Annotated in this window: 14 protein-coding genes and 1 pseudogene; 13 read left to right on the plus strand and 2 right to left on the minus strand. The window is 50.2% G+C overall.

The window, feature by feature from the left end:
* The first annotated feature begins 20 nt into the window (after window positions 1-20).
* The 11 genes from AC6LJ5_RS05960 to AC6LJ5_RS06010 all read left to right on the plus strand — a co-directional run bounded on the left by AC6LJ5_RS05960 (window position 21) and on the right by AC6LJ5_RS06010 (window position 11406).
* The gene (locus AC6LJ5_RS05960; protein ID WP_498140039.1) at window positions 21-1325 is read left to right on the plus strand and encodes a replication-associated recombination protein A; all 1305 of its coding nucleotides are present in this window, start codon (window positions 21-23) and stop codon (window positions 1323-1325) included.
* A 33-nt stretch (window positions 1326-1358) separates the two neighbouring features.
* On the plus strand, window positions 1359-1739 hold the full coding sequence (locus AC6LJ5_RS05965; RefSeq protein ID WP_498140040.1) for a hypothetical protein: 381 nt from the start codon (window positions 1359-1361) through the stop codon (window positions 1737-1739).
* Window positions 1732-2004 carry a hypothetical protein gene (locus tag AC6LJ5_RS05970; protein WP_498140041.1) on the plus strand — a complete coding sequence of 91 codons (273 nt, stop codon included), beginning with the start codon at window positions 1732-1734 and terminating at the stop codon, window positions 2002-2004. Before AC6LJ5_RS05965 ends, AC6LJ5_RS05970 begins: the two co-directional genes overlap by 8 nt.
* Before the next feature lie 52 nt (window positions 2005-2056).
* On the plus strand, window positions 2057-2254 hold the full coding sequence (locus AC6LJ5_RS05975; RefSeq protein ID WP_498140052.1) for an HNH endonuclease: 198 nt from the start codon (window positions 2057-2059) through the stop codon (window positions 2252-2254).
* A 1-nt stretch (window position 2255) separates the two neighbouring features.
* Entirely contained in the window at window positions 2256-3074 is an 819-nt protein-coding gene (locus AC6LJ5_RS05980; RefSeq protein WP_498140042.1) for a DUF4365 domain-containing protein, read from the plus strand.
* 288 nt (window positions 3075-3362) lie between these two features.
* Complete coding sequence (locus AC6LJ5_RS05985) at window positions 3363-4541, plus strand: HNH endonuclease (protein ID WP_498140043.1); 1179 nt, start codon at window positions 3363-3365, stop codon at window positions 4539-4541.
* A 9-nt stretch (window positions 4542-4550) separates the two neighbouring features.
* Window positions 4551-5765 (plus strand): DNA cytosine methyltransferase, encoded by a 1215-nt coding sequence (locus AC6LJ5_RS05990; RefSeq protein WP_498140044.1) that lies wholly within the window; start codon window positions 4551-4553, stop codon window positions 5763-5765.
* 426 nt (window positions 5766-6191) lie between these two features.
* Window positions 6192-6698 carry a hypothetical protein gene (locus AC6LJ5_RS05995; RefSeq protein WP_498140045.1) on the plus strand — a complete coding sequence of 169 codons (507 nt, stop codon included), beginning with the start codon at window positions 6192-6194 and terminating at the stop codon, window positions 6696-6698.
* A gap of 780 nt (window positions 6699-7478) precedes the next feature.
* Window positions 7479-8528: a hypothetical protein gene (locus tag AC6LJ5_RS06000; RefSeq protein ID WP_498140046.1), complete on the plus strand. Its 1050-nt coding sequence runs from the start codon at window positions 7479-7481 to the stop codon at window positions 8526-8528.
* A gap of 43 nt (window positions 8529-8571) precedes the next feature.
* Window positions 8572-9162: a DUF4755 domain-containing protein gene (locus AC6LJ5_RS06005; RefSeq protein ID WP_498140047.1), complete on the plus strand. Its 591-nt coding sequence runs from the start codon at window positions 8572-8574 to the stop codon at window positions 9160-9162.
* An 87-nt stretch (window positions 9163-9249) separates the two neighbouring features.
* The gene (locus tag AC6LJ5_RS06010; protein ID WP_498140048.1) at window positions 9250-11406 is read left to right on the plus strand and encodes a hypothetical protein; all 2157 of its coding nucleotides are present in this window, start codon (window positions 9250-9252) and stop codon (window positions 11404-11406) included.
* 17 nt (window positions 11407-11423) lie between these two features.
* On the opposite strand, the gene AC6LJ5_RS06015 is transcribed toward AC6LJ5_RS06010, so the two are convergent.
* Window positions 11424-11618 carry a hypothetical protein gene (locus AC6LJ5_RS06015; protein ID WP_498140049.1) on the minus strand — a complete coding sequence of 65 codons (195 nt, stop codon included), beginning with the start codon at window positions 11616-11618 and terminating at the stop codon, window positions 11424-11426.
* Between the two features lie 223 nt (window positions 11619-11841).
* On the opposite strand from AC6LJ5_RS06015, the pseudogene AC6LJ5_RS06020 reads away from it, so the two are divergent.
* A pseudogene (locus tag AC6LJ5_RS06020) lies at window positions 11842-12834 on the plus strand (replication-associated recombination protein A); the annotation flags it as partial.
* 45 nt (window positions 12835-12879) lie between these two features.
* Window positions 12880-14226: a serine--tRNA ligase gene (gene serS, locus AC6LJ5_RS06025; protein WP_498140050.1), complete on the plus strand. Its 1347-nt coding sequence runs from the start codon at window positions 12880-12882 to the stop codon at window positions 14224-14226.
* Window positions 14227-14359: 133 nt separating this feature from the next.
* Here serS and AC6LJ5_RS06030 read toward each other — a convergent pair.
* On the minus strand, window positions 14360-14539 hold a 180-nt coding region (locus AC6LJ5_RS06030), incomplete at its 5' end, for an integrase core domain-containing protein (protein ID WP_498140051.1).

The following is a 14539-nucleotide window of genomic DNA, read 5'->3' on the forward strand; positions in this document are numbered from 1 at the left end:
AAGAATTTTGAGCCGAAACTATGTCAGATCTCTTTGCCACCAAGGCACCGCAACCACTCGCCGAAGCGCTCCGACCTGCCAACTTGAGCGAGGTTGTTGGGCAGGCACATTTGCTGGGAGAAGGTAAGCCTTTGCGCCTTGCTTTTGACTCTGGCAGACCTCATTCGATGATCTTGTGGGGGCCGCCTGGAGTGGGCAAGACAACCCTCGCCAGATTAACGGCGAATGCTTTCGACTGCGAATTCATCGCCTTGTCTGCTGTGTTTTCTGGTGTCAAAGACATCAGGGATGCGATGGAGCAGGCGAGGTTAAATCAAGCGAACAGCAAACGTACCATCCTCTTTATCGATGAGATTCATAGGTTCAATAAGGCTCAACAAGATGCCCTGTTGCCTCATGTTGAGTCTGGGCTGTTCACTTTTATTGGTGCTACCACTGAGAACCCCTCGTTTGAAGTGAATTCGGCTCTGCTCTCGCGGGCGCAGGTCTATGTTCTTAAGTCGCTCGCAGACGAAGAACTGCGGCAACTCTTGAAACGCGCGAAAGAGACCGCCCTTGGCCATCTTCAGTTTGAAGACCTCGCTGCGGACACCATCGTTGGGTATGCAGACGGTGATGCAAGAAGGTTCTTGAACCTGCTGGAGCAGACCAGCACGGCAGCGAAAGCTTCGGGTATCACGGAGATCACGGCTGACTTCTTGCAGAACGCCTTAACCTTGAACAGCCGTCGTTTTGACAAGGGCGGGGACAACTTCTACGACCAGATTTCAGCCTTGCACAAGTCGGTGCGCGGCTCTCATCCTGATGCCGCTCTTTACTGGCTGACACGCATGTTGGACGGTGGTGCAGACGCGAGGTATCTGTCACGGCGCATCGTTCGCATGGCTTGGGAAGACATTGGCTTGGCAGATCCAAGAGCCATGCAGATAGCCAACGATGCAGCCTTGACCTATGAACGGCTGGGAAACCCTGAAGGGGAGTTGGCTCTTGGTCAAGCGGTCATCTATCTGGCGGTAGCTGCCAAGAGCAATGCTGGGTACAACGCCTACAACGCTGCCAAGGCGTTCGTGAAGCAGGACAAGAGCCGTGAGGTGCCTGTTCACCTGCGCAATGCTCCAACAAAATTGATGAAGGAGCTAGGTTACGGTCATGAGTATCGGTATGCTCATGATGAACCTAATGCCTATGCTGCTGGTGAGACTTACTTGCCTGACGGGATAGATGAACCTGGTTGGTATGAGCCAGTGCCAAGAGGTCTTGAAATCAAGATTGGTGAGAAGTTGGCCCTGCTGAAGAAGTGGGATGAAGAGGCTAGGAATAAATAAGCAAGCCTTTGGTGCTCAGGAGGAAAAGCGTCAATGAAAGAATTCAGATTTAAGCTTCTGTTGGAAGGCGAGAAGCTGTGCCACTTCACGGGCTCAGAGTTAGTCGTAAGGACATCTGAAGGAAGCTATAAGATTTATCGAGTTGAAGGCTTCAATGAAGGTAAGCCGAATTTCTACAAGAAGCCAAATATTCTCCAAGTTTTGGATCTGGATGAAATTCCTTGCTCAATCTTATGCCAAAAAACTGGCTCCGAATATCGGATTGTCAAGGTCAATGACTTTTCTGAAGGTGTAGTGGAAATTGATGAAAGCTTTGTTTTGGTCGTCAAGCAAGGAATTGGAAAGCTGGAGGTTTATGACACTGAAACTGGTGTCAGGATAAATCTCCCTGCGATGGAGATAGCTAATGGCTGAGAACAATGAGAAGAAGAAATGGGCGGCCAATATTGCGTTTACGGGAAACGAGGATACCGTCAAGAAGGTCTTAGATTTCGTTGAGCGCCTTGAGGGTGAAGGAAAGATTGGCGACTACACCGGGATTGATGGTCCGTATGACTCTCTTCAGTTAATGCTCAAGAGGCGTGTTGAAAACCTAGCTTTGGGTGTTGAGCCACCCAAGGCATTGCCTCCCAATAATCAAGAGTCATCGCAAAATGATGATGGTGGCGATGATGAATAGGCCCCTTGATCATAGGAAGGCTCAAGCCGAACGGCGGATAGTTGATTTGGGAATGTGCCAGCTATGTGCATCCACTGAAAATGTTCAAGCGCACCACATCTTTGAATATGCGAAAGGCGGTCCTTCAACTGTAGAAGGAATGATCTCCCTATGCATGGATTGCCATCAAAGAATGTTGCATAGAGATAATCGGATAAGAATAAAGAAGAAGGAGAACGGCATAACCACCTTCGGAAAGGGTGGAAAATAACATGCCGAAAAGAATCGAAACACATCGCATTGACACCAAGGCTGTAAGAACAATCTTTACGCACCTCAATGAAAACTGGCTTATCCGTAGCCTTGAGGAAAGAGACTATGGAATTGACCTTCAAGTTGAACGGTTTGACTCGGACGATGCGACGGGTGATTTCATCTTTGTTCAGGTAAAAGGCACCGACAGTGCATTCAAGGAGAAAGTCCAGCTTTCCGGATTTCCTGTTGACACTGTCAACTATGCCTTGATGTTTGATGTACCTTTCTTCTTGTTTCATACCTCGAACACTTCAAAACAGACAAAGTTTGTGTGGCTGCAAAAGTATGTGGAAGTTCGGCTTGAGAAAGACACTCCCCAGTGGAGGAAGCAGGACAGTGTGACCATCTACTTCCCTGAAGAGAATGACCTTGAAAGCAATGATTCAAAGATTGCTGAAATTGTCCAGAGGGACAAACTGAGAAAGGTTGGCGTCAAATTCTTGGCAAGCTATGAGTCATTAAAGCTGCATTCAGGCTCGGTTCTTGGTGGCGAAGTTGGTGTCGCAAGTGGATGTGCGATAGAGGCTAGAAAGCTGCAAAAACTATCTTCGTTCATTGGTGAACATAAAGGTTCAGTGCATGAAGGGAGTTACACCGACTTCAACAGCCTGCCTGCAGCCTACGACAACGTCTTCAATACCTCAAAAATTGATTCTGCTGACAGAGAAACCATAAGTTCAGCAATGAGATTTCTTGAGGGCGTCAAGATCGCGTTCCTAAGTCAAGATGAGATTGATGACTTTGCCGAAGGTGTGGGCGGCTATCATCCGTACTAGCGCAACAGCAAATCTAAAAGAGCTAATAGTTTGCTAAGGATCTGCTACTCATTGAACTGGAGAACAAGCACAGGGTTGTGACCTTTCATCTACTCGATGAGAGCTTTCGAGCCATCATCTTCGTTGGAGCCAATCAGAACCTCCCCCGCATGGACGAAAGACGGCTCGGAGTAACCGAAGAGCAAGAGTTCGCTATGTAAGTAAAGGCAACCTGCACTATACTTCTAACAATGTGTCCTCCTGCGAGGGCCTTTTTCCAACAGGGTATGAATCGGACGGGGTAAAAAGATGGCTGAATGGCGCTTTGATCAAGGACGACTCGACTATTTTCAGTTTGACGAAATAAAGAAGATAGCTAAAGCATTGGTTGATCTTGACGGGGTAAATAAGCCTAAAGACGCTGATCCTGATACTGTGCGTAAAGTTCTTTCGCACTATTCGGAATTGCCATTTGCCCCTGACAGCTATTATGTATGGAGAAATTATGGTCGTGTTTTTGGCGTTCTATTATTGGCAGTGGAGATTCAAGGGAAAATTTTTTCGACCGATGTGTGTAAACAAGTAGCTAAAGATGCTAATGGCATAGATTGCGATGACTATTTGGCTCATTTTTCCAGAAGTTTTTATTATAATTCTCCAGTTTTTCAAGGCTATACAGCATTTGGCCCTCAAACATTCCCTGCGATTGCGATAGTTAAGTTTCTAATATCCAGATTCCTTACTCAGGGAATAGATAACATTTCACTGGATGACGTCTATGGCTATCTCATATCAAACAATGTGACCGGTCAAGAGGACTTAGCCTTTTACCAAGGCCTCGTTTATAATCCAGTTCCTGTTGGGCATGATTTGCGCCAGGTCCGTGAGCTAATGAAGTTTATAAGCCAATTCTCATTTCTAACTTGGCATAATCCGAGTCTTTACTTAAGTGTGAGTTCACCGGAAAAACTTCATGCTATTGAAAGTGTCCTAACGCCCATCATCAATCCAAGACACGCAGAGGCTGCTCGTGAAGTGTTGCAAATGGGTAGCAACTTTCTCGGCGAAGCTGTGGGAACCATTACATTGAACCAGGTCGACAACGTTGACCGCGAGTTCACGGAAGGGAGGAAGATCAGGGTTACACACCTGCGCACTGAGCGCAGTTCCAAACTCAAGAGCTTCTACTTTGCCACCGTTACGAACCCTGAGATATGCAGAATGTGCGCTATGGACACAGCACTACGCTATCCTTGGTCTGAGCATGTGATCGAACTTCACCATTTGCTACCTTTAGCATCGCCTGTCAGAGTAGAATCCGCGACAACCTCCCTGACGGACTTGGTGGGGATTTGTCCCTCTTGTCACAGAGCAACCCATAAGTACTACTCGCTCTGGTTCAGGGAAAATAGCCTGGAAGACTTTAGAAGTTATGACGAGGCGCACCAAGTCTATCAGGACGCGAAAAACCGCATCGTTTGCTCTTAGTGTAAAGAAATGACATTTATAGAAGAAGGTAGCCTGCTTGACAGCATCGAGGGAACACCTCGGGAATTGAAGAGGCAAATTGATATCGTTCAAAAATCTATTGAGCGAGACATCCACCTTGCTGACGTTTTGTATGAAAGAAATTTGACGTACGATGATTTGCAGTATTTGGATAATCATCGTCCGGCATATCCAAAGCAAAAAATATACACTCTGGATGATTTTGCTCAAAAGCAAAATGATATTCCTGTTGTGAGTTTCTTTTCTGGGGCAGGTGGCATTGATCTAGGGTTTGAGGCTGCGGGATTTGGTCATGAGTTATTAGTGGAAAAAGTGCCTCTATTTTGCAATACTCTGACACATAATCGTTCGGGGTGGGATGTCATCTCTGGTGATATCTCAAAAACCGACGAAATGATCGAAGAAGTGAAAGCCCGAATTGGCCAGTCAAAAAATTTTGACGGCGTATTTGTGGGGGGGCCTCCTTGTCAGCCTTTTTCTATTGCAGCCAATCAACGATATAACAAAAATGGCGAGAATTTTAAGCGAGTAGGTTTTGCTCATGCGACCAATGGAAATTTGCTGTTTGAGTATATAGACCTTATCAAGCATTTCCAGCCGCGTGCATTTCTAATAGAGAATGTTCCTGGGCTCATGGAAATAGATGATGGAGAGCAACTTACCCGGGCTATCGGTGAACTAGAAGAAGCAGGCTATACCGTTAATGATCCGATCGTAATGCGAGCTGAGCATTACCATGTTCCTCAACAACGCATACGACTGTTCATCATAGGTTCAAGAACAAAGAAGAAATTCATTGCCCCAACTCCAACAGCCGAATCATTGGTCTGTGGAAATTTGTTTGACGTGCCTATTGGAAGTGCGGATAACCACATAACACGGGAGCATTCTGCACAGTCCATTGCTCGCTATATGAAATTGGCCTATGGTGCGCGCGACCAAAAGGGACGAGTTGATAGGCTAGATCCAACTAAGCCTTCAAAAACTGTCATTGCTGGTGGAACAAAGGGAGGTGGGCGGTCGCACCTTCATCCTTATATCCCTCGTACTCTTTCCGTTAGGGAATGCGCGAGAATACAGACCTTTCCTGACAACTATATTTTCACAGGGCCGATTTCTAGGCAGTTCACGCAAGTAGGGAATGCCGTTCCCCCTGTTTTGGGTGCGCAACTGGCAATAGCAATTAAAAAAAGTTATTTCTGAATGCCTGGCGCAGCAAGGAAAAATCGTCGCGCGACTAACCGATAGATCATGGTGGCGGGGTGTTCATAAACGCCTTTCTTATACACCCGCTCTGGCTCTCCGATGCTCTTCAGAAGAGAGTTGTATTGCACGGGATCCGCTGCATAGATCTTGTCCAGCCCAGAGTTCGCCACCTTGGTGATTTTTGGGACCTCTACGGGTTTGAATCGCCCGGGTTGCCACCCCACCAGACCCAGAGCTTCTGCCGTCCAACCAGAAGGGCTACCGGAAGCCAGAACGGTATCGGTATGACGACAGTGCGATCTACTCAGAGTGCGGCTCGTGCGGCCAGAAGACCGACATGACAGGTGGGATCTACGATGATGGCGAGTGGACGTGTGGCGGCTGCGTAGCTCGCTACGCCCGTTAAGAAAAAAGCGAGAAGCCATGCCCAAAACATTAGAAGATCTTCGTCTTGCCCTCGCGAAGCTTGATTCTGTCCAGTCAGGGAAATTTGGCGAGCGATTTGCCCGTGAGTGGTTCAACAAGAACGGCTGGAGCTTTGTCGATTTCGACCAAGGCTATGCCACGATGCATCATAAGCTGCGAAAGCTTGAAGGCAAGCGGCCTGACTTCATTGTTGAAACTGAATCAGAAATAGATGTGGTCGTAGTCGATGCCAAGTTTGCAACTACCCACAACGGCGAAAGCTTTGCGATGCCAAACTGGGAAATAGAGAAATATCGGCAATTTAAGGTATTCGCGGAGGCAGAAGTTCCTGGAACCACTTGCGAAATCCTGTTCATGATTTTTCCGAAGGAGTTTGATGGAAAGCGGCTAGTCTGGGTGGAGCTTTCCGAGTTCCTTGATGGGGTGGATGTGGAGGTCAGGGGCGATCCTGGGAAGCAAGTTTCTCTCCAAGATAGAGATGAACTGTGGGACACAAACGATTAACTTAAAGTCAGAAATATGTGATTCTGGCTGGTATAAGGAGCACCCAATTGGGTGCTTTTTTATTGTACGTAGTATTGCTTGGAAGGATTTGTTCCGTAAAGATATGTGGCCAAAAAACGGAAAATTCCTCGTCCGGGGCGTTCTGCTGAGTAGGCTGGTCTTACCGTTCCTGCGCTGTCCTCGGAGACGGGCACCGGGATTGCGATTTACATGTAATAGCTTCGACTGCGGTCATATCGGCATCTTGCCGATGGTCGGCGCCATAGAGCTGAAAGCAGGTGCCATGGTCGGGAGTCTTTCTTTCGTCTGATCACCTTGGTCATCGAATAGACAAGTTTAGAAACGTATGATAGCATGGAGAGACATTTTGGCGTTTTGTGTTACGACTAACGGTCTCCATCGTTTTGGCGGTTAAGCAAAGTGAAAGTGGCTCCCACTGACAAAACTCTTGTTTAGATCTTCATCCTGCTAGTAAGGATGAAATCGAGGCCGTAAAACGGTTATCGCTGCTTAAATACTAGTCTTCAGGTCTGGTACCTTTTTTGTTCATGATGAGTAGTCGGAGATTTCTGGCGCCGCAGTAACCGTGATTACCAATAAATTGCTGACTAGCAAGAGAAGGACGAGGAGCGCGCTCCACGGGGCCCAAGGTTCCGGCGTTTAGGCGGTACGGCTGCAGGTTCGAGCGAAGATGGGCAAGGATTTGACCACCGCCATAGAGCATTTAAAAATATATTTTTGAACCGCAAGGTCCGAGAAATTTAATTTGGAATTAATTGTATGAAGCGGCTTCTTGGCAGTACTTTCCTTACTCTGATCCTGCTGACAGGATGCAAGCCCGATCCTCGGGGTCCGGTAGAAGTCATCGGGAAGACATACTTTAATAAAATGGGCACTGAGTTTGCTTTCACCGACAAAGAGAACGTGAAGGTCACAGACATCAAATCCGGCAAAGTTTCCGATTTGAAGTACACCCTGGCAGGCGAAGATCTTACAGTCAATTTCGATTCAACCCGATCACTCAAGTTCCGACGCAGTGGGAATTCTTATTACGACAGCGGGAATCGCTTCGAGATTTCTGAGAAGACGGACGCCGACAGCGCTCTGATCGCAAAGCTACAAGAGGATGGTCGTAAGGAACAAGAACAAAAGAAACGAATGGATCCTCAAGGAGCGCCGTCCGCTCCCGCATCTTATATTTCCGCAGAGAGCATTGGCGACGAGAACAGCGATTGGGCCACCTGGATAGCGATGGCTTGGAATGCGGATGCTCAAGACGCCGATACGCTGCTCGGAGTACTGTCGAAAGCTTGGTACTCGAATCAAGATAGCTTCGAACGTCAGGCAATCAAGACGAAAGAACTTGCTCGCATCGAAGAAAAACTTGAACAAGTCAAGAAAGTAGAATACTTGGCGATAACTTCGCGAAAAAAATCTCCTATTGATGATTTCACTGTGTTCCTTGATAGTTCCGCAGGCTACGATTTTGATAAAAAATCATTCAAATTGGTCGGCGCCTTCTGTAACTCCAACATGTCATACTCCGTAAGATCCGGTGCGACGGTGAGTTTCGCTAATACTAACAATAGCCCCTTTTGCTATCTGCCGGTTCCCGATCAGGCAATCGCGAAGCAACTGGAGGTGATGCGGGTCAACAACCAGCAGCCCCGGTTCGATGTGACGGTGTATTCAAAAATTGCGGGAGTTGACGGCTCGAACAGAATAATGTTGGTGCCCATTGCACTTGATTACACAATCTCTAAAGAAACCTACAAGCCAGTTCGGCCAGAGGACTTGCTGCTAAAAACTAGTCACTGGCCCTATAAGTGAATCCCAGGTTTCTCGGTTTTCCAATTCAATTGCGGTTTAGCGTGTGGCAGGTTTTCTGTTGCAGCAGCTTCCTAACTGGAAAGGATCTGTTATGCGGGTTTTATTTCGAGCATTATTCTTCTTCTCCTTCCTGTCTTTTTTTCTGGGATTGATCGTTTTTGCTATAGGCGCTACGGGTGCGGTGCATGACTCTTCTGGTCCGCTTCAGTTTGGGCTTTTGCTCATGCTGCCACTAGTCGCGGTGATTATCCTGAAAAGCTATTTGAGCAAGGGTTACAAGCGTCGGTTCGAAGAGCTAGTGGAGTCGAATGGTGGTGCTAAGTATGCTGATTTTGTGGACCTTTCTGGCATTGCCATAACGAATGCCGGAAAAATTGTTCTTTGCAATCTCTCGAATCTTAAAGCCTATGCCCTGGACGATGTTCGGTCCTACAAATGGGCGACATATGAGCCTGGCATTGGAGGCCGTAAACAGCTTGCCACGATTGCGCAAGAGCAAAGGCAGCAGGACGATGGAACTGGTCTGTTCCTGTCATTAAAGGATATTTCTAACCCAACCTGGCACGTTCGATTTAAGAAAAAGCCCCTAATCGACAAATGGTTCGAAATCCTCAATCAGATTTATGGAAACTGACGAAGTTTATCTAGCCTTGGTTTAGCAGACTAGAGAATGAAGAGCACCCCCTGGGTGCTTTTTTTCAATCTATCAAAAGGAATACCCATGAAGCTGTCTGTAGACCTTAAAAACTGCTATGGCATCAGTGAGCTGGTGCATGAGTTTGATTTTGGTAACACTGGTGGCTTTGCTGTTTATGCACCAAACGGCTTCATGAAGACTTCTTTTTCAAAGACCTTTGATGATTTGGCAAAGGGCAGAGAAACTAAAGACCTGATATTTCCAGACAGGGAGCCGAGAAGAACCATTAAAGACGGTGATGGCAACGACATTGCTCCTGATTCTGTCTTCGTCGTTGAGCCCTACAATGCCGATTTTTCGTCTGAAAAAACATCATTGCTTCTAGTGAATAGTGATTCGAAGCAAAAGTACGATGATGCGCTCAGACAAATCGCGGATAAGCAATCAGCCCTTTTTGCGAAACTTAAGCAGTTGTCCGGTCTGACAGGCAAAACGTCTACTCCCGAAACCGAAATTTTGAAATGCTTCGGCAAGAAGTCGCTTGCCGATTTGATGGAGTCGTTAGAGAGGCAGATTAACGCTGGAACTCCCTCGCAGCTTTCCACTGTCGTTTATGCGGAAGTTTTCAATGACAAGACCATTGGGCTTCTCGAATCTGGCTCAATCAAAGATCAGATAGAGGAATACATCCAGAAATACGATGAGCTAGTTTCTAAGTCCGATGTTCTTAGCAGGCGATTCAATCACCATGGCGCTTCTACGGTAAATAAACAGCTTAAAGATAATGGATTTTTTGAGGCGAAACACACAGTAAATCTCAGAACCAAGGACGGAATCAAGGAGATTTCGACTGCTGATGAGCTTGCAGAAAAGATTGAGGATGAAAGGAAAAAAATTCTGACAGATAAGGATCTGGCTGCAAAATTTGATGCGATTGATAAGAAAATACAGAACACTGAATTGAGAAGGTTCAGGGATTACCTCTTTGATAATCAACACATCCTTCCATATCTGAAAGACTTCATGCGGCTTCAAAAAGATCTATGGGTTTGCTACCTCATTGATCAAAAAGAGCTCTATGGCCAGTTTTTGGAAGCTTTCAGAACCAGCAAGGTCACTATTGAAGAAGCCATTGAGCAAGCGAAGAGTGAAAGGACAGAATGGGAGGCCGTTGTGGAAGCATTCAACAAACGATTCTCTGTCCCGTTCAGGATAAGCGTCTCAAACCAGGATGATGTAATTCTGAAAGGCTCACAGCCTGCCATTGCATTCAGGTTCAAGGATGGTGATGGTGAAGGAGAGGTCGCTAGAGAATCCTTGCTGAAGGTGCTGAGTCAAGGGGAAAGGCGAGCCCTTTATATATTAAATATTCTCTTCGAAATTGAGACGAGAAGAAAGCAAGAAGCGCCCACTATCTTGGTTATTGATGATATTGCCGACTCTTTTGACTATAAGAATAAGTATGCAATTATCGAGTATTTGAAGGATATTTCGTCTTCAGGTAAGTTTCTATGTCTGTTCCTGTCGCACAATTTTGATTTTTATAGAAGTGTCAGTGGAAGGCTTGGATTGCGACGCGAATGTAAGCTACATGCCACCAAGACAGGGCGAAAGCTAAAGCTCGTAAAAGAAAAATATCAAAAAAATCCTTTTAATCACTGGAGGGATAATTTAACAATATCCGCCTTTTGCATATCGGCGATTCCATTTGTCCGAAACTTGGCTGAATACTGCGGCTTGGATGATGAGTTTCTTAAGCTGACTTCATTGCTTCATGTCAAGGAAGATACAGAGACGATGACGCTTGATGACCTTTGTACGATCTATAAGAAAATATTGGCCGACAGGCAGCAGTTGACGTTGATCCCAAAAGAAAAGCTCGTGATTGACTTGATCAATGAAGAAGCAGAGGTGGTCTTCAATGCTCAAGAAGAAGCGGTGGAACTTGAGGCGAAAATTGTTCTTTCAATTGCCATTCGGCTTCTGGCGGAGCGGCATATGATCGAGGCTATTAATAATTCTCCTTTTGTCAACGCGATTAGGGAGAACCAAACGATTAAGCTCCTTCAGGAATATAAGAGATTGGGACTTGGCAGGGCGGATGATGTTTTGGTGCTTGAGCAGGTTAATCTGATGACACCAGAGAACATTCATTTGAATTCATTCATGTATGAGCCGATCCTAGACCTGGGGATCGCTCACTTGAAGGCCCTGTATTCCGAGGTCAAATCTCTACCGTGAGCAAAAGAAAGCGTCCACTAGTGTGCCTTTGCTTCGGCAGAATCGTATAAGTTTCTTTCTTCTCCATTTGCGGCAGCGTTGTCTTTCTTCTCGATTTCGGCGAAGACTATCTCTGCAGTCAGAAGGCGGCCACCGCGTTTTTCTTGCTCGCCGATTCTTAGAAGTTCTATCAGAGCTTGTTGTTCATAGGGGTCGAATTTAGAGTCGCTCATACCTTGAGGTCCTGTGGCGTGTGGCTGTATAGTATGAGGCTAGATTTTTCAAACAGGCAGTAGGGATCGGAGGTCGGCAACGCTAGGTAGAAATGGTCATGGATAGCTTCGCTGCACAAGTGGAAGAGTTGTGCGAAATGTTGTGCGAGAAATCGGCGCTTATGTGCAGATTCGGCTCGTTGGGTCAGCTTTTACTTAAATAAATCAACGAGTGCAAAGCTTTCTCCACCGTTCGTACAAGGCGCAGCAGGATGCCTTCCTGCCCTATGTCGAAAGCGGCCTGTTCACCTTCATCGGCGCGACCACCGAGAACCCCTCGTTCGAGGTCAACTCGGCCTTGCTGTCGCGGGCGCGGGTCTACGTGCTGCAATCGCTCACGCCCGAGGAACTGCAACTGCTGGTCGACCGCGCCATCGCGGCCTTCAACGACGGCCTGGAGGCCGGCGCCGCCATGCGCGTCGAGCCGGACGCGCGCGAGCAGCTGGCGGCCTGGGCCGACGGCGACGCGCGCCGGCTGATCAGCGCGGTGGAAGTGGTGGCCGAATCGGCCCAGTCCGCCGGACGCGACAGCGTGGACGCGGCCTGGCTGGAAATCGCGCTATCGCAGAACCTGCGGCGCTTCGACAAGGGCGGCGACGCCTTCTACGACCAGATCAGCGCCCTGCACAAGGCGGTGCGCGGCTCGAATCCGGACGCGGCGCTGTACTGGTTCTGCCGCATGATCGATGGCGGCGCCGATCCCAAATACCTGTCGCGCCGGCTGGTGCGCATGGCGGTCGAGGACATCGGCCTGGCCGATCCGCGCGCCACCGACCTGGCCGTCAACGGCGCCGACATCTACGAGCGGCTGGGCTCGCCCGAAGGCGAGCTGGCGCTGGCCCAGGCGGTGGTCTACATGGCCTGCGCCGCCAAGTCGAACGCCGTCTACAACGCCTACAACCAGGCCCGCAAGTTCGCGGCCGAGCACGGCAGCGCGCCGGTGCCCATCCACCTGCGCAATGCGCCGACCAAGCTGATGAAGCAGCTGGGCCACGGCAAGGCCTACCGCTACGCTCACGACGAGCCGCATGGCTACGCCGCCGCCGAGCAGTATTTCCCCGATGGATTGAATCCTTCCTTCTACCGGCCGACCGACCGCGGGCTGGAGGCTAAAATCCAGCAGAAGCTGGCTTTCCTGCGCGAGCTGGACGCACAGGAACGCGCCAAGAAACGGTAAGGGGCCGCCGGCCCGCTTGCCCTCCGCAACCTCACCGACATCACCATGCTAGACCCGATACTGCTGCGCAAAGACCTGCAAACCGTCGTCGACCGCCTCAAGACACGCGGCGTGTCCTTCGACACGGAACGGTTCAACGACCTGGAATCCCGCCGCAAGGCCGTCCAGACCGAGACCGAATCCCTGCAAGCCCGCCGCAACGCGCTGGCCAAGCAGATCGGCCAGCTCAAGGCCAAGGGCGAGGACGCCAGCGCCGTCATGGCCGAGTCCCAGGCCGTGCCGGTGCGCCTGAAGCAGCTGGAAGAAGAGCTGGCCGCGCTGCAGCAGCCGCTGAACGAGCTGCTCATGTCGGTGCCGAACCTGCCGCACGCCAGCGCGCCGCTGGGCGAGTCGGCCGACGACAACGTCGAAGTGCGCCGCTGGCTGCCGGCCGCCGCCGGCCCCGACGGCAATCCGCAGCCGCTGGCCTTCGAAGCGCGCGACCACGTCGCCGTGGGCGAGCCGCTGGGCCTGGATTTCGACATGGCCGCCAAGCTGTCCGGCGCGCGCTTCTCGTTCATGCGCGGCCCGATCGCCCGCCTGCACCGCGCGCTGGCCCAGTTCATGCTGGACCTGCAGACCGGCACGCACGGCTACACCGAGTGCTACACGCCCTATATCGTCAATGCTTCGACGCTGTATGGCACGGGCCAGCTGCCCAAGTTCAAGGACGACATGTTCGCCGTGTCCAAGGGCGGCGGCGATGACGATCCCAAGGTCGACGACCAGGGCAAGCCCTATGTGCGCGAGGACCAGTACCTGATCTCGACCTCCGAGATCACCCTGACCAGCGTGGCGCGCGACGCCATCCTGGCCGCCGCCGAGCTGCCGCTCAAGCTCACCGCCCATACGCCGTGCTTCCGTTCCGAGGCCGGCAGCGGCGGCCGCGACACGCGCGGCATGATCCGCCAGCACCAGTTCGACAAGGTCGAGATGGTGCAGATCACCGCGCCCGACCAGTCCTACGAGGCGCTGGAAGAGATGGTCGGCCACGCCGAGCGCGTACTGCAGTTGCTGGAACTGCCGTACCGCGTGGTGCTGCTGTGCACCGGCGACATGGGTTTCGGCGCGGCCAAGACCTACGATCTGGAAGTCTGGCTGCCGGCGCAGAACACCTGGCGCGAGATTTCCTCGGTGTCCAACTGCGAGACCTTCCAGGCCCGCCGCATGCAGGCGCGTTTCCGCAATGCCCAGGGCAAGCCCGAGTACGTGCATACGTTGAACGGTTCCGGCCTGGCCGTGGGCCGCGCGCTGGTGGCCGTGCTGGAAAACCACCAGCAGCCGGATGGCAGTGTGGTCGTGCCCAAGGCGCTGCAGCCCTACATGGGCGGCCTGACGGTGCTCAAGCCCTGAGCGCGGGCGGCTGACATCGGTCTCCTGCATCCGGCTATCGTCCGGACGCAGGGAAAAATGACGGACTCCCTCGGGAGTCCGTTTTTTTTATGCTCGGAACACAAGCCCGGTTTTATTTGACCTGCCCCCAGACTTAGTACGGCACCGACATAGAGTCCAGAGTTAAAAACCGTTGTTGCCGGTGCGCCTGAGCAAACTGCTCCGGCGTTAAGTATCCCAGCGCGCTATGCGGGCGTTCGGTGTTGTACTCGACGCGCCAGTCTTCGATCAAGGATTTGGCTTGGCGCAGCGACATGAACCAATGCTCATTCAG

Source organism: Achromobacter sp. 1011791174, from assembly GCF_059760925.1.